Here is a 15,430-nt window from a genome sequence, read left to right as displayed (position 1 = left end):
TGCGCACGCTTGCGTTCGAGCCGCGCATGGAGGCGCCGGGACGCATGGATGAGACGCGTACAATGGCGTCTTTGAATTACCCCTGTGCCTTATGTCCACCCCCACGCCGTTCGATTTTTTCGCCCCTTGTCCGCGCGGGCTCGAAGCCGCGCTTGCCGCCGAACTCGCGGAAATCGGCGCCCGTCTGCAAATGGCTGGCGCTGCCGCCCCGTTCGAAGCCGGTGCCCAAGTGCCTGGCGGCGTACAGTTTCGCGGCGGCTGGGCGGTCGGCATGGCGGCCAATCTGCATTCGCGCATTGCCAGCCGCGTGCTGCTCAAGATTGCCGAGCGCTCCTATCGCAACGAACAGGACGTCTATGCGCTTGCTGCGGAGCAGCGCTGGGAGACCTGGTTTTCCGCGAACGAAACGCTGCGCGTGGATGTCACCGCGATCAAATCGCCGCTGCGCAGCCTTGAGTTCACCACGCTGCGCGTGAAGGATGCGGTGTGCGACCGTCTGCGCAGCGTGAGCGGCGCGCGTCCGAGCATCGACACGGCACAGCCCGACGTCCGCGTGTCCGCGTTTCTGACCGCCGATCTTTGCACCCTTTATCTCGATACTTCGGGCGAACCGCTCTTCAAGCGCGGTTGGCGGCTCGACAAGGGCGCCGCGCCGCTGCGCGAGAACCTCGCCGCGGGCATCCTGCGCGTGGCGGGCTGGACGCCGGGCACGCCGCTTTACGATCCGATGTGCGGCAGCGGCACGTTCCTTGCCGAAGCGGCGCAGATGTCGCTCGGCATCGCACCCGGCGTCGAGCGCCGCTTCGGTTTCGAGAAGCTGAAGCAATACGACGTCGCCGCCTGGCAGGCGATGAAAGTCGAGGCGATGGACGCCAAACGCGCGGCACGGGCATCGAATTCGGCCGACCTGCGCATCTTCGGCAGCGATATCTCGGGCGACATGCTGGAGAAGGCTCGCGCAAACCTCGAACGGGCTGGGTTGCCGTCGATCTCGCTCAAGCAGCTCGACGCGCGGGCGATCACGCCGCCGATCGCGGCCCCTGGTATCGTCGTCGCGAATCCGCCCTATGGGGAGCGGCTGACCGTACGCGGCCGTGGCCCGCGGGGGAACTGCGGGAGCCGCGTGAAAACGCGGAAGGTTTTCGCCGCGCTCACGAAGAGACGCCCGATGCGGAGTTCTTTCAGGCGTTCGGCGATGCACTCAAGCAGCGCTTCGCGGGCTGGAGCGCTTTCGTGTTGACGGCGGATCGCAAGCTTCCCGGGCTCATGCGGCTACGCGAATCGACGAAGACGCCGCTTTTCAACGGCGCGCTCGAGTGCCGGCTCTTTCGCTTCGATCTCGTCACGGGCAGCGTGAAGTCGCGGCCGGCGCGCGATTAGTGCTTCTCCGACCCTCGATGCCATAGGGGTCAGGGAACGCCATTCGTCGCGCCTGCGCCCCTCTTGAAATCTCCACTTTCTGCACTATCTTAGGTTTCGCTCAGGCAGTCGCGGTTCACGCGCTGCGTGTTTCGATTTGTTTGTCAGCGGGCTTCCTCGCGGACGGATGGACTGGAGCGCGTAGTCCGGTTCAGCTCCGTGCGGGCCCCCCGGAAAGGAGCCAATCATGAGCGATCTTTTCTTCGACGCCAATCTGCTGGGCGAGCTCGATCGCCTGCAAAGGCAGATGACGAACCTCTTCGCGGGGTTCCCCGCGAGTCTGCGCGCCACGCGCTTCGACGCCTTCCCTCCCATCAACATCGGCACGACCGACGAATCGGTCGAGATCGTCGCATTCGCGCCGGGGCTCGATCCGGCCACGATCGACGTTTCGATCGACAAGGGTCTGCTCACGATCAGCGGCGAGCGCAAACGCACCGAGCCGGAATCGTCCGACGAGACACGCGTCTACGCCGAGGAGCGCTTCGTCGGCGCATTCCGGCGCGTCGTGGAACTCCCGCAGCACGCCGACCCGGACAAGGTCAGCGCGCGCTACGTGGACGGGTGCCTGTCGATCAGCGTCGGCAAGTCCGAAGCGTCGAAGCCGCGTTCGGTCACCGTGCAATAAACGCGGCTACGCACGAAACAGCGAATTGGACCGGTGGGGCGACCCGCCCAATGCATTATGGAGGACATCATGAATGACACAACCAAGCTGGCCACCCAGGCCGGAGGGAGCAGCACGACCGTGACGAAACCGGGGAACGGACAGACCGCAACGCGTCAAGTGCGCCTCGCTCCGGACGTGGATATCTTCGAAGACCGTCATGGCATTACGCTCTATGCAGACTTACCGGGCGTACCGCGCGAAAAACTCGATGTGCGCGTGCAGGACGGCAGTCTGACGATCGAGGCGGAAGCGGTCGTGCCGACCCCGGCCGGCTTGCGACTACAGCACGCGGAGATACGCCACCCGCATTTCGCGCGCGCGTTCACGCTGAGCCCGGACTTCGACGTATCGCGTATCGACGCACAACTGCGCGACGGCGTACTGAAGCTGACGATTCCGCGCCGCGACGAAGCGAAGCCGCGGCGCATCGAGATCAGCGTCGGCTGATCGGCGGTTGGCGCTGCATTTTCGTGCCTTGCGAACCGCGCGAGGGTGGTATCGCGCGGTTGCGCGTGCGGTCGCTGGTCGATGAGGGTTCCGCAGCCGCCCTCATTCTGCCGGCGTGACGCACGCGCCCCCGGCGGTGACGATTCGGTCGGCAACGGAACGCAGGAACGCAGGAAGCTCGACGGCGGTTAAAGGCCGGCTCAACAGGAACCCCTGCATCTGATCGCAGGCAAGCTCGCGCAACGTCAGGAACTGCGACTCCGTCTCGACGCCTTCCGCCACGACTTCGATCTGCAACGCGCGCGCGAGTGTCATGACGGCCGACAGCAATGCGCTGCCGCGCCGGCCGCCGGCGACGAGATCGCGCATGAACGAGCCGTCGACCTTTATCTGGTCGAACCTGAAGCGCTGTAGATAGGCGAGGCTCGAGTATCCGGTGCCAAAATCGTCTATCGCGACGGTATAGCCGCGCGACTGCAGCGCTTCGATCGTGCGGCTCGTCTTCTCGATGTTCTGCATCGCCGTTGTTTCCGTGATCTCGAACATCAGGCGACGGGGATCGACGCCGGCTGCGCCGATCAGCGTGTCGATCCGGGCCACCAGGTCTTGCACGTTGAACTGGATCGGCGAAAGGTTCACCGCCACACACACCGGGGGCAGCCCTTGCGCATCCCATAGCGCAATATTGCTGCAGACCTCCCGCACTACCCAGTCGCCGATCCCGACGATGAGCCCCGAGCGTTCCGCGATGGGAATGAACTCGAGCGGAGGAATCTCGCCGAGTTCGGGATGGCGCCAGCGAATCAGTGCCTCCACGCCCGTCACCGATTGCGACGCAACGCTGAACTTCGGCTGAAACGACACGCTGAGTTCGCCGCCCGTCAACGCACGATGCAGATCGCGTTGCAGAATCAGCGATTTGAGGGTGGTATGGTTCATCTGCGGCTCGAACACCCGGAACGTGTTGCGCCCGCTTTGCTTCGCGACGTACATGGCGGCGTCCGCACTGTGCAGCAGTTCGCCGGCATTGCTGCCGTCACGAGGATAGAACGCAACGCCGACGCTTGCGCTCACGCGCAGCGGCAATCCGTTGACGTCGATCTCCTCGCTTAGCCGCCGCAGGACGCCATTGGCAAGCGCCTCGGCGGACGACGGCTCTGCCACGTGCTCGACCACGATCACGAATTCATCTCCGCCGAGCCGGGCGACCATGGCGGTCGGGGGCACGTCCTGGCGTAGACGCTCGGCGCACGCTTTAAGCAAGTCGTCGCCGACGCTGTGGCCGAGCGAATCGTTGATCGACTTGAAGCCGTCAAGATCGATGAAGAGCACGGCGAATGGCGATTCTCTGCGCGAGCATTCGGCGATCGCCTGCGCGATGCGCAACGAAAGTTGCTGGCGGTTCGGGAGATTCGTCAGCGCGTCGTGCGTACCGAGGTAATGCAGTTGCCGGTTCGCGCGCCGCAGCGAGATCGAGAGGCTGCTCGTATGGAAGCCAAGCAATGCGAGTGTGCCGACCAGCACGGTGAACGATGTCGCGGTGACGATGAGCGCAAGCCAGCGCGCATCGAGCTTGCCGACGGAGAGGCAAATACTGCCGGCGGCGAAATCGGCCGCGCTCATGCCGACATAATGCATTCCGGTGATCGCGAGCGCCATGATGAAGGCTGCGCCGAGCCGCTTGACCACGACGTTCTGCACGTCCGATGCGCGCAGCGTGAAGGCGAGCCAAAGCGCCGCCATCGAAGCGGCGATCGCCACACCCACCGACAGCGCGACTCTCCAGATCGTGTAGACGATTCCCGGCGACATCTGCATCGCGTGCATGCCGGTGAAGTGCATCGCGGCGACGCCGATGCCCATGACGGTCCCTGCAATGCACAGGCGTGCGCTCGACAGCACGCCGCGGCTCGCCGTGGCAAGCGCAATCAGCGACACGCCGATCGCGAGGAACAGCGATGCTGTCGTGGCGGCCAGATCGTAGCCAACCTCGACGGGCAGCGAGAATGCGAGCATGCCGATAAAGTGCATCGACCAGATACCCACGCCCATCGACACCGCGCCACCCGCGAGCCATAGCGGCCGCCGTTTGGCGCCCGCGAGCGTATTCAGGCCGCCGGACAATTCCACTGCCGTGTAGGACGCAAGGAATGCGACCACCAGCGACAGGCAGACCAGCAGCGGGTTGTAGACCCCGGTCATCGGCTCTCTCTTCGTTAGTATCAGTCAGTCTCGTGCGACTGTGTCTAGGTGCGGCTCAGCCTCGAAGGGTCGCACCACATCTGCGCGCGGCGCACGGTATCAAGCTTGTTGTATCGACAAACTGGCGGATTACTTTATGCGTAAGAACCGCATCCCGATGGGTGCCGCAGCGATGCAACGGAGACCGCCATTGCCGGACCTCGACATCCGGACGGCCCCGCCGCCACCTCTACTGACAGAACGCTGTCAGCAGCACCGCCTCAGACTGTCTCTCACGCGCCGTCCGGCGCACTGTCCGGCACACCGCCGCCCCCGATGGAGACTGTCATGACCGCTGTCGCTGCTGCCACTCGCGTTATCGCCTGGTTCGAACTTCCGGCCGTCGATCTGGAACGCGCCGCCCGCTTTTACGAAGCCGCGCTTGGCATCGAATTGAACCGTGAAGTCGTCGGCGGGGTGCCGATGGCAGTATTCCCCCACGAAGACGGTGCAACCGGCGGTTGCATCGTCAACAACCCCCAGCAGTTGCGGCCCGCTCAACCCGGTGACGGCGCCCTCGTCTATCTGAATGCCGAACCGTCGTTGCAAGCCACGCTCAAGCGCATCGAGAAAGCCGGCGGCAAGCAGGACGGCTCGCTGGTCGAGCTGCCGAACGGGTATGGCTACATCGGATTTTTCATCGACTGCGAGGGCAACCGGGTCGGTCTTCATTCGCTCGAACTACGCTGATGCGTGCCAGGCGCGGCCGTTCACTCCGCGACTGATGCGTGCCAGGCGCGGCCGTTCACTCCGCGACTGATGGGTGACGGCCCGCGCTATCATCGCGCCATACCGAGCCCGGGCCACCGGCCCGGCCTCGCCCTGGGCCATTTCGCTACCGTTAGCCGAGTCCGTCCGCCATGAGTCGCCGAGCCGACCGCCTGTTCCAGATCGCCGAGTTGCTGCGCGGGCGGCGCCTGACGACGGCGCAGCAACTCGCGGAATGGCTCGGCGTCTCGCCGCGCACCGTTTATCGCGACGTTCGCGATCTGCAGCTATCGGGGGTGCCGATCGAAGGAGAGGCGGGCATCGGCTACCGGCTTTCGCGCACGGCAAGTCTGCCGCCGCTCACCTTCACGCCCGACGAACTCGCGGCACTGGCGGCCGGCGCCCGCATGATCGAAACCTGGGGCGGCGCGGGTCTCGCGGCCGGTGCCCGCAGCGCGCTCGCGAAAGTGGCTTCGGCCATGCCGGCCGACAAGCGCGCGACACTTGAGCGCCTTGCCGTTTTCGCGCCCTCGTATCACATCGATCGCCAGTTCTCGCAAAACGTCGATGCGCTCCATCGTGCCGTCGATACCCGACACGTCGTGAGCTTTTCGTACCGGGACAAGAAAGGGGCCGAGACCGAGCGGCGCATCTGGCCGCTCAGCCTCGTCTATTGGGGCGGGCAATGGACGGTCGGGGCATGGTGCGAACTGCGCGAAGACTTCCGCAATTTCGACATCTCGCGCATGGTCGATGTCACGCCGCACGAGGGGTTTCCCGATATGGCAGGCCGGCGGCTCGCCGATTACCTGCGGCACGTCGAAGCGCCCTCGTCGGCATGATGTCGAAGGGCGTACGCGCCGAAGTGCGGTGGCCGAGCTATGCGCACGACAGACTCGGCCGCACCCCGCAGCTCAGTCGACCGACTTCACCATATCCTCGATGACCTTCTTGGCATCGCCGAACACCATCATCGTCTTGTCCATATAGAACAGCTCATTGTCGAGCCCCGCATATCCGGCGGCCATCGAGCGCTTGTTGACGATGACGGTACGAGCCTTGTAGGCCTCGATGATCGGCATTCCCGCAATGGGCGACGCCGGGTCGTTCTTCGCCGCGGGATTCACGACGTCGTTGGCACCCAGCACGAGCACGACATCGGTCTGGCCGAACTCGTTGTTGATGTCCTCCATTTCGAAGACGAGATCGTAGGGCACCTCGGCCTCGGCGAGCAGCACATTCATATGCCCCGGCATACGACCGGCAACGGGGTGAATCGCATAGCGCACATCGACGCCCTTCTCGATGAGCTTGTCGGTCAGCTCCTTCAGCGAATGCTGCGCACGCGCGACGGCAAGACCGTAGCCCGGCACGATCACGACGTTTTCGGCGTTGCCGAGCATGAACGCGGCATCTTCGGCCGAGCCCGACTTCACGGGCCGCTGCTCGGCCGGGCCGCCCGCCGCGGCCGCGCCCGGTTCGGCGCCGAAGCCGCCCAGCAGTACGTTGAAGAACGACCGGTTCATCGCGTGACACATGATGTACGAGAGAATCGCACCTGACGAACCGACGAGCGAACCCGCCACGATCAGCATCGCGTTGTTCAGCGAGAAACCGATGCCGGCCGCCGCCCATCCCGAGTACGAGTTCAGCATCGAGACGACGACGGGCATGTCGGCCCCGCCGATCGGAATGATGATGAGCACGCCGAGCGCGAAGGCGATCAGCGTCATGATGATGAACGGCAACCACGACTGCGTGAGAAAGAAGATGATGCCGAAGCCGAGCATGCCGAGCGCGAGCATCAGATTGATCAGATGCTGGCCCGCATAGACGACGGGCGCCCCTTGAAACAGTCGAAACTTGTACTTGCCCGAGAGCTTGCCGAACGCAATCACCGATCCCGAGAACGTGATGGCACCGACGAATGTGCCGATGAACAGCTCGATCCGGTTGCCGAACGGCAGATAGCCCGCGTAGGGCGCATCGGGCGGCACGAGCCCGAACGCGGCCGGCTCCGACACCACCGCGTAGGCAATGGCCACTGCTGCGAGACCGATCAGCGAATGCATCGCGGCGACGAGTTCGGGCATCTTCGTCATTTCGACGCGAGCCGCGACGAACGCCCCCACCGCGCCGCCGACGACGAGCGCGGCGAACAGCAGCCCGAGCCCGAGCGCGAGGTTCGAGCCCAGCAGCGCTGCTTCTCTGACGATCAGCGCAACCGTGGTAAGGATCGCAATCGCCATCCCGGCCATGCCGAATGCATTGCCCGCGCGTGCGCTCTTCGGATTCGAGAGGCCCTTGAGCGCCTGAATGAAACAGACGGAGGCGACGAGATACAGGAGCGTAACGACGTTCATGCTCATTTACGCACCCTCCTTCGCCAGTTTTTTCGGTTCTTTTCTCTTGAACATCTCGAGCATGCGCCGTGTCACGAGAAAACCGCCGAACACGTTCACTGCCGCGAGCAGCACGGCCAGCGTGCCGAAGAACTTGCCGGCGCCGCCGACGGTGAGCCCCGTCGCCAGCATCGCGCCGACGATCACGATTGCCGAAATCGCATTGGTCACGGCCATGAGCGGGGTATGCAGCGCAGGCGTGACGTTCCAGACCACGTGATAGCCGACATAGACGGCCAGCACGAAGATGATCAGGTTGATGACCGTGTGATTGATGATTTCCATCGCCGGCTCCTTAGGATGTGCGCGTGGTCGCACCGTCGCGGGCAATCAGCGTTGCCGCGACGATGTCGTCGGTCAGGTCGATGTTCAGCGCGCCTTCTTTCGTCACGATCAGCTTGAGGAAATCGAAGAGGTTGCGCGCGTAGAGCGAGGATGCGTCGGCGGCGACCATGGCCGGCAGGTTCGTGTGACCGACGATCGTCACACCATGTTTCGTCACGACGCGGTCGGCCTCCGTCAACGGACAATTGCCGCCGCGCTGACCGGGGCGGTCCGCCAGCTCGGGGCCGCGCCCTGCCGCCAGATCGACGACAACGGACCCCGGCCGCATGGCCTTGACCGTCTCCTCCGACAGCAGCGTCGGCGCGTCCCGTCCCGGGATCAGCGCGGTCGTGATGACGATGTCGGCAAGCTTGGCGCGCTCGTGAACCTGCTGCGCCTGGCGCGCGAGCCAGCTGGCCGGCATCGGCCGCGCATAGCCGCCGACGCCTTCGGCCGCATCGCGCTCTTCCTGGGTTTCGTAAGGCACCTCGACGAATTTAGCGCCGAGCGATTCGATTTGCTCCTTGACGGCCGGCCGCACGTCGGACGCCTCGATGACCGCACCCAAGCGCTTCGCCGTCGCAATGGCCTGCAGCCCGGCCACGCCCGCACCGAGCACGAGCACGCGCGCGGCCTTGACCGTGCCCGCGGCCGTCATCAGCATCGCCATGAAACGCGGATAGAGATCGGCCGCAACGAGTACGGCTTTGTAGCCCGCGATATTGGCTTGCGAGGACAGCACGTCGAGGCTTTGTGCGCGCGTCGTGCGCGGCGCAGCCTCGAGCGCAAACGCGGTGACGCCGGCTTCGGCCAGGCGCGCGGCGTTTTCGGCGTTGAACGGTTCGAGCATGCCGACTACGACGGCGCCGCGCTTCATCATCGCGAGTTCCGCCGGCTGCGGCGATTGCACCTTGAGGACGAGTTCGGCGCCGAACGCGGCGGCCGCGTCGGCAAGCTCCGCGCCCACGGCGGCGAACGCGTCGTCGGTCACGCTCGCGGCACTTCCCGCTCCGCGCTCGATCGTGACACGATGTCCGGCCGCGACGTACTTCTTGACCGTCTCGGGCGTCGCGGCCACGCGCGCTTCATGCGCACGCGTTTCGGCTGGCACTCCGATGTGCATCGTTCAATCCTCCTCACCTTCTCGTTCATCAAGCAAAGCGAAGACAGGCCGACCACGCACGCCGGCTCCATCTGTCGAGATACACGGCTGACACGGCTGATTCGAAGCGACACTTTAACCGAACTTGCGCCGGCTGACGAAAATCGGTGCGGATCGCTCGCTGGGAGGTGTCGAGCGGCCGCATCGCGCATTCGGTAAAATGCGCTGCTATGAAAAACGAACGCTGGGCGCCGCATGTGACGGTCGCGGCCGTCATCGAGCGCGACGGCCGCTTTCTGATGGTCGAGGAGCAGACGGCGGACGGCCTGCGCATCAACCAGCCGGCTGGCCATCTCGAGGCCGGCGAGACGCTGCTTCAGGCGGCCATCCGGGAAACGCTCGAGGAAACGGCGCACACGTTCGCCCCGCAAGCGCTCGTCGGCGTCTATATGACGCATATCGACAAACCTGGCAGCGGCGCAACGTACCTGCGCTTCACGTTCTGCGGCACCTGCAGCGCCGAGCCAGCGCCGCGCACGCTCGACGAAGGCATCGTGCGTGCGCTCTGGCTCACGCCCGAGGAGCTGCGTACCTGTCGCGAGCGTCACCGGACGCCGCTCGTCTTGCGCTCGCTCGACGATTACCTCGCCGGCCAGCGCTTTGCGCTCGACCTTCTGCATACGCATTCGGTCGGACCGCCGGTCGCCGACGCGCCATGAACCCGATAGCAGTGAATTCGATGAGCAAGCAAAAAGTGGTGGTGGGTATGTCGGGCGGTGTCGATTCGTCGGTGACCGCCTGGCTCCTCAAGGAAGCCGGTTATGACGTCGTCGGCCTTTTCATGAAGAACTGGGAAGACGACGACGACAGCGAGTACTGCTCGACGCGGCAGGACTGGATCGACGTCGTCTCCGTCGCGGACCTGATCGGCATCGATGTCGAAGCCGTCAACTTCGCGGCGGAATACAAGGACCGCGTGTTCGCCGAATTCCTGCGCGAATATTCGGCCGGCCGCACGCCGAACCCCGACGTGCTCTGCAACGCGGAGATCAAGTTCAAGGCGTTTCTCGACCATGCCATGTCGCTCGGCGCCGAGACGATCGCGACGGGCCACTACGCGCGTGTGCGCGAAGCCGATGGCCGCTTCGAGCTGCTCAAGGCGAAAGATCACACCAAAGACCAATCCTATTTTCTGCACCGCCTCGATCAGGCGCAGTTGTCGAAGACGCTGTTTCCGCTCGGCGACATCCCCAAAACGCAGGTGCGCGCGATCGCCGAGCAAATCGGGCTGCCCAATGCGAAGAAAAAGGATTCGACCGGTATCTGTTTTATCGGCGAGCGGCCGTTCCGCGAGTTTCTGAACCGCTATCTGCCTACGCGGCCGGGACCGATGATGACGCCCGAGCGTGTCGTCGTCGGCGAGCACATCGGTCTGGCCTTCTATACGTTCGGCCAGCGCAAGGGAATCGGCCTCGGCGGCAGCAAGAGCGGCAGCGGCGAGCCGTGGTTCGTCGCCGGCAAGGACATGGCGACGAACACGCTCTACGTCGTGCAGGGCCACGATCATCCGTGGCTGCTGTCGGAGACGCTCGTCGCGGGCAATACGAGTTGGGTGGCAGGCGCCGCGCCCGACGATGGCGCCCGGCTCGGCGCCAAAACGCGCTACCGCCAAGCCGACGCCCCATGCACCTTCAGCGTCCAAGGCGGGCCGCAACAGTTCTCGCTTGGCTTCGATACCGCTCAGTGGGCGGTGACGCCGGGCCAGTCGGCGGTGCTCTACGACGGCGATGTCTGCCTGGGCGGCGGCATCATCGAACAGGCCGCGGCCACGGCGTCGATCGCCACCGATATCGCAACGAGTACGACGAGCGCCGCATAAACGCCGCCCGCATTGAACTGATGCAGCGAACGCACGATCAGAAAGCCGACACCGCGGCCCGGGGCAAGGCATTCGGCGAGCACGGCCGCGGCGAGTGCAAGCTGGCACCGCAGGCGTAAGCGCGACGACGTTCGAAGCGACCCGCGCGCATCGACCATGGCTGCCGCGAACACGGCCAGCGCGGCGAACACAGCCTTGGGCACCCATCCGCTTGCGCCGCTCAGCCCCATCGCGAGCGCCGCGGCAATGCCGATACCGACGGCCGGCTGCGCGACGCCGGTCGCGACCCGCAGTATCCGGCCGCGCATCGAATCCCCCGGACAAGCTGCAACAGCCAGCGCGGCAGCCAACGAGCCGCCCGCCACCCCGGCGGCCGTCTCGCCGAGCGTCAGGCCGATGTGTACGGCCAATGGGCCGCGCGACGTTGCGCCATGCCACCAGTCGAAAAGCTGATACGCAATGACGGACGGCTGCGAGACGAAGAACGGGTCGACGAGACCGCGCCGCGCGGCGAACTCCCACGCAAGCACGAGCAGACAGAGAAGTATGAGGAAAGCGAGCGCCGCACCGGCCATCCCCCGCCCGCTCAGCGCAGGAGCCTGCCGAGCCGCGGCCAGATCGGTGCGCTCGGGCGAGCGCTCATCGTGCGGGGGCGCGTCGGGAAGATTCAAGCGGGGATGGTATCGATGAACGACTGCCGCTGCGAAAGCTTCGCGAAGTGCTTATCGAGATTCGAATGCTTTTCGCGCCAGCCAAGCTCCGGCATCCGGAAATCGAGGTAGCCGAGTGCGCAACCGACCGCCACATCGGCAAGCGAAAAATGATTGTTTGCGCACCACGGCTTGCCGGCGAGCCCTTGCGACATGGCACCCAGCGCTTCGTCGATCTTGCGTCGCTGGCGTGCGACCCAGCCTTCGCTGCGCCGCGCCTCTTCGCGCTGCGTGGTCTCGAGGCGGATCAGGACGCCGGCATCGAGTACGCCGTCAGCCAGCGCCTCCCAGCAGCGGACTTCGACGCGCTCCCGGCCCGATTGCGGAATGAGCCGGCCAACCGGCGACAGCGTATCGACATACTCGCAAATGACGCGGGAATCGAACACGGCCTCACCGTCCTCCATGAGGAGGCAAGGAACCTTGCCGAGCGGATTGAACGTATGAATAGTCGTCTCGGGTGCCCAGACGTCTTCGAGCACCAGTTGGTAGTCGATCTTCTTTTCGGCCAGCACGATGCGTGCTTTGCGCACATACGGGCTGGCCAGCGAACCGATTAGTTTCATCATCTGCGTTTCTCAGGTGTGCGACGGAGAGTATAACGTTGCCAACGATCATAACGGCGGACAGCGTTGCGGGGATATCGGCCCGATCGGCCAGGCCGGCGCCTGTCGGCGGAATGCAACACACCGGCTGACGCGCGCGCCGCGCCGCGACGGCGCCACGCCATCGAGCCGCCGTTTGGGCGCTACAATCTCACGATGAATCGACCGACCGATCCCCCCCTCGCCATTGCCGTCTACCGCGAACGCCGCGAGCGCCTGCTGGCTGCCCTGCGCGCGGCCGGCGGCGGTGTCGCCGTCGTAGGGACGGCGCCGGAACTCGCGCGCAACCGCGATACCGACTACCCGTACCGGCACGACAGCTACTTCTACTACCTCACCGGCTTCACCGAACCGCAGGCGTTCATCGTGCTCGACGCGGAGGCTCGCGACGACGAGCCGGCCAGTCTGCTTTTCTGCCGTCCCAAGAACGCCGAGCGCGAAACCTGGGAAGGCTTTCACTTCGGCCCCGAGGCCGCGCGCGACGCGTTCGGCTTCGATGCGGCATTTTCCGTCGACGAAATCGATACCGAGCTGCCGCGCCTGATCGCCGACGCGCCGGCGCTGCATTACCTGTTCGCGCAATCGGGCGAACTCGACGGCAAAATTCGGGGATGGCTCGACGCGGTGCGCTCGCAAAGCCGCAGCGGCGTCGCCGCGCCCGTGGCGCTCGTCGATCTCACGCCGAAACTCGACGACATGCGGCTCTTCAAGGATCCGCACGAGGTCGCGATCATGCGCCGCGCCGCGCAGATCTCGGCCGAAGCCCACCGGCGCGCGATGTCCGTATGCCGCCCCGGCATGACCGAGTACGAGCTCGAGGCGGAGCTGCTCTATACCTTCCGGCGCCGCGGCGCGCAGGGCCCCGCCTATGGCTCGATCGTCGCAGCGGGCGCGAACGCCTGCGTGCTTCACTACCCGGCGGGCAATGCGATGTTGCGCGACGACGAACTCGTGCTGATCGACGCAGCGTGCGAGCTCGACGGCTACGCCTCCGACATCACACGCACGTTTCCCGCGAACGGGCGGTTCTCCTCGCCGCAGCGGGAGCTCTACGACATCGTGCTCGCCGCGCAGCAAGCCGCCATCGATACGACGCGCCCGGGCGTGAGCTTCGAGGCCCCGCATGACGCCGCCGTACGCGTACTCGCGCAGGGGCTGCTCGATACCGGCATCATTGCGCGCGAGCGCTTCTCGTCGGTCGACGACGTCATTGCCGAGCGCGCCTATGCGCGCTTTTATATGCACCGCACCGGGCACTGGCTCGGCATGGACGTGCACGATTGCGGCGATTACCGCGACCGCGGCGCCGCGCGCGATGCGCAAGGCGCCTTGCCGTGGCGCACGCTCGCGGCCTCGATGACGCTCACGATCGAGCCGGGTCTCTATATCCGCGCGGCCGAGGATGTGCCCGAGCGCTACTGGGACATCGGCATACGGATCGAGGACGATGCGGTCGTGACCGAGACCGGCTGCGAGCTGCTGTCGCGAGACGTGCCCGTGCAAGCCGACGAAATCGAGGCACTCATGCTTGCCTCGCGGGCCGCTCAGCCATGACAGCGCAATCGACGACAACCGGATCGGCCGAATCTGCCGAATCCGCCGAAGCGGCCCAAGCCGCGCGCGAGGCGGGCGGTCCTGACTTCGACGTGGCGATCGTCGGCGCGGGCCCGGTCGGCCTTGCGCTCGCCGCCTGGCTTGCCCGGCGCAGTGCAAGTGCCGGACTCGCCGTCGCGCTCGTCGACGCACGGGAGCCGGAGGATGCGGCAAACGATCCGCGCGCCATCGCCGTCTCGGAGGGCTCCCGTATGTTGCTGGAGCCGCTCGGAGCGTGGCCGGCCGACGCCCATCCGATCGAGCGCATCCACGTTTCGGAGCGCGGACGCTTCGGCCGCACGCTGATCGAGCGCGACGAGCACGGCCTCGCGGCCCTCGGTTATGTCGTTCGGTACGGCTCGCTCGTGCAGACGCTCGCACGGACCGTGCGGCGCACCGCCGTAGACTGGTTCACGTCCACCTCCGCACTGCCGCCGCGTAACGAGCCGGGCGACGACGCGCTGACGCTGCCGCTCGAAACCGGAGCCGTGCGGCGCACGGTGCGCGCGCGCATCGTCGTCAACGCCGAAGGGGGGCTCTTCGGCGAGGTGCGCACCGGCGAGGGCGAGGGCCAGAGCAAGACCCACGGGCCGCACGGCGCGGCAGGCTCGGCCGAGGTCGCCCGCCGCACGATGCGCGACTATCGACAAACCGCGCTCGTCGGCGTCGTGAGCGTCACCACACCGCAGCCGGATACAGCCTGGGAGCGCTTCACCGGCGAAGGGCCGATCGCTCTTTTACCGATGGGCGGGGTCGGACAGGCCGATTACGCGCTCGTGTGGTGCATGTCGCCAGATGAGGCCACCCGGCGCGCCGGACTTGCCGATGCCGAGTTGCTCGACGAGCTCGGGCGCGCGTTCGGCTCGCGCATGGGCCGCTTCGAGGCGATACGGGGCCGTGCCGCTTTCCCGCTCGGTCTCGCCGCGGCAAAGACGCTCGTCGATGGCCGCATCGCGGCGATCGGCAACGCCGCGCAGACGCTTCACCCCGTCGCGGGCCAAGGCCTCAATCTGGGGCTGCGCGACGCGCACGCGCTGGCCGACGCGCTCGCGCGGCTCGGGCCCGTGCCGGATGCACTCGCCGCGTTCGCCAAGGCACGCCGGCTCGACAGAACGCTCACGATCGGCGCGACAGATACGCTTGCGCGCCTGTTCACGGCCGATCTCGGGCCGCTGTCGCCGCTACGCGGCCTCGCGCTGACGGCGCTCGAATTCCTGCCGCCCGCCAAGACCGCGCTCGCACGACAGATGATGTTCGGCCAGCGCCAGTAGCATGCGAAACGAGGGCTGCGCCGGGGCTGACCCGCGGGGCTGACCGTTAACGCGGTAAA

At 65.9% G+C, this 15,430-nt stretch carries 14 protein-coding genes and 1 pseudogene; 9 read left to right on the top strand and 6 right to left on the bottom strand.

Features of this window, described 5'->3' with window-relative positions:
• Positions 1-91 precede the first annotated feature (91 nt).
• From ACR9ZC_RS10130 to ACR9ZC_RS10120, 3 genes and pseudogenes are all read left to right on the top strand, one after another.
• A pseudogene (locus ACR9ZC_RS10130) lies at positions 92-1,380 on the top strand (THUMP domain-containing class I SAM-dependent RNA methyltransferase).
• Positions 1,381-1,606: 226 nt separating this feature from the next.
• Positions 1,607-2,047, top strand: a complete 441-nt coding sequence (locus tag ACR9ZC_RS10125) for an Hsp20/alpha crystallin family protein (RefSeq protein WP_331570994.1) — start codon at positions 1,607-1,609, stop codon at positions 2,045-2,047.
• Positions 2,048-2,116: 69 nt separating this feature from the next.
• Complete coding sequence (locus ACR9ZC_RS10120; protein WP_331570996.1) at positions 2,117-2,536, top strand: Hsp20/alpha crystallin family protein; 420 nt, start codon at positions 2,117-2,119, stop codon at positions 2,534-2,536.
• A gap of 102 nt (positions 2,537-2,638) precedes the next feature.
• On the opposite strand, the gene ACR9ZC_RS10115 is transcribed toward ACR9ZC_RS10120, so the two are convergent.
• Entirely contained in the window at positions 2,639-4,738 is a 2,100-nt protein-coding gene (locus ACR9ZC_RS10115; protein ID WP_481580169.1) for a putative bifunctional diguanylate cyclase/phosphodiesterase, read from the bottom strand.
• 327 nt (positions 4,739-5,065) lie between these two features.
• Between ACR9ZC_RS10115 and ACR9ZC_RS10110 the strand changes: the two genes are divergently transcribed.
• Both ACR9ZC_RS10110 and ACR9ZC_RS10105 read left to right on the top strand, forming a co-directional pair.
• Complete coding sequence (locus tag ACR9ZC_RS10110) at positions 5,066-5,467, top strand: VOC family protein (protein ID WP_254366727.1); 402 nt, start codon at positions 5,066-5,068, stop codon at positions 5,465-5,467.
• A gap of 170 nt (positions 5,468-5,637) precedes the next feature.
• Positions 5,638-6,327 (top strand): helix-turn-helix transcriptional regulator, encoded by a 690-nt coding sequence (locus ACR9ZC_RS10105; protein WP_331571000.1) that lies wholly within the window; start codon positions 5,638-5,640, stop codon positions 6,325-6,327.
• 72 nt (positions 6,328-6,399) lie between these two features.
• Here ACR9ZC_RS10105 and ACR9ZC_RS10100 read toward each other — a convergent pair whose 3' ends face one another.
• Genes ACR9ZC_RS10100 through ACR9ZC_RS10090 form a run of 3 tightly spaced genes read right to left on the bottom strand, consistent with a single transcriptional unit; the run spans position 6,400 to position 9,334 of the window.
• Complete coding sequence (locus tag ACR9ZC_RS10100) at positions 6,400-7,854, bottom strand: NAD(P)(+) transhydrogenase (Re/Si-specific) subunit beta (protein WP_481580168.1); 1,455 nt, start codon at positions 7,852-7,854, stop codon at positions 6,400-6,402.
• Positions 7,855-8,172, bottom strand: a complete 318-nt coding sequence (locus tag ACR9ZC_RS10095) for an NAD(P) transhydrogenase subunit alpha part 2 (protein WP_331571004.1) — start codon at positions 8,170-8,172, stop codon at positions 7,855-7,857.
• Between the two features lie 10 nt (positions 8,173-8,182).
• Complete coding sequence (locus tag ACR9ZC_RS10090; protein ID WP_481580167.1) at positions 8,183-9,334, bottom strand: Re/Si-specific NAD(P)(+) transhydrogenase subunit alpha; 1,152 nt, start codon at positions 9,332-9,334, stop codon at positions 8,183-8,185.
• Positions 9,335-9,543: 209 nt separating this feature from the next.
• On the opposite strand from ACR9ZC_RS10090, the gene ACR9ZC_RS10085 reads away from it, so the two are divergent.
• Positions 9,544-10,032, top strand: coding sequence for an NUDIX hydrolase (locus tag ACR9ZC_RS10085; protein WP_481580166.1), 489 nt, complete (start codon positions 9,544-9,546; stop codon positions 10,030-10,032).
• A gap of 20 nt (positions 10,033-10,052) precedes the next feature.
• Positions 10,053-11,192: a tRNA 2-thiouridine(34) synthase MnmA gene (gene mnmA / locus ACR9ZC_RS10080; RefSeq protein ID WP_481580165.1), complete on the top strand. Its 1,140-nt coding sequence runs from the start codon at positions 10,053-10,055 to the stop codon at positions 11,190-11,192.
• On the opposite strand, the gene ACR9ZC_RS10075 is transcribed toward mnmA, so the two are convergent.
• Together ACR9ZC_RS10075 and ACR9ZC_RS10070 are read right to left on the bottom strand one after the other, a co-directional pair.
• Entirely contained in the window at positions 11,090-11,863 is a 774-nt protein-coding gene (locus ACR9ZC_RS10075) for a hypothetical protein (RefSeq protein ID WP_481580164.1), read from the bottom strand. The two genes, mnmA and ACR9ZC_RS10075, sit on opposite strands and share 103 nt — an antisense overlap.
• Positions 11,860-12,471: a glutathione S-transferase family protein gene (locus ACR9ZC_RS10070; RefSeq protein ID WP_440561721.1), complete on the bottom strand. Its 612-nt coding sequence runs from the start codon at positions 12,469-12,471 to the stop codon at positions 11,860-11,862. Before ACR9ZC_RS10070 ends, ACR9ZC_RS10075 begins: the two co-directional genes overlap by 4 nt.
• A gap of 192 nt (positions 12,472-12,663) precedes the next feature.
• Between ACR9ZC_RS10070 and ACR9ZC_RS10065 the strand changes: the two genes are divergently transcribed.
• Both ACR9ZC_RS10065 and ACR9ZC_RS10060 read left to right on the top strand, forming a co-directional pair.
• Entirely contained in the window at positions 12,664-14,061 is a 1,398-nt protein-coding gene (locus ACR9ZC_RS10065; protein ID WP_481580163.1) for an aminopeptidase P N-terminal domain-containing protein, read from the top strand.
• Positions 14,058-15,371 carry a UbiH/UbiF/VisC/COQ6 family ubiquinone biosynthesis hydroxylase gene (locus ACR9ZC_RS10060; RefSeq protein ID WP_481580162.1) on the top strand — a complete coding sequence of 438 codons (1,314 nt, stop codon included), beginning with the start codon at positions 14,058-14,060 and terminating at the stop codon, positions 15,369-15,371. Before ACR9ZC_RS10065 ends, ACR9ZC_RS10060 begins: the two co-directional genes overlap by 4 nt.
• Positions 15,372-15,430 lie beyond the last annotated feature (59 nt).

The organism is Trinickia sp. HAY1-2D (assembly GCF_056754935.1).
This window is presented reverse-complemented; position numbering and strand designations above follow the sequence as displayed.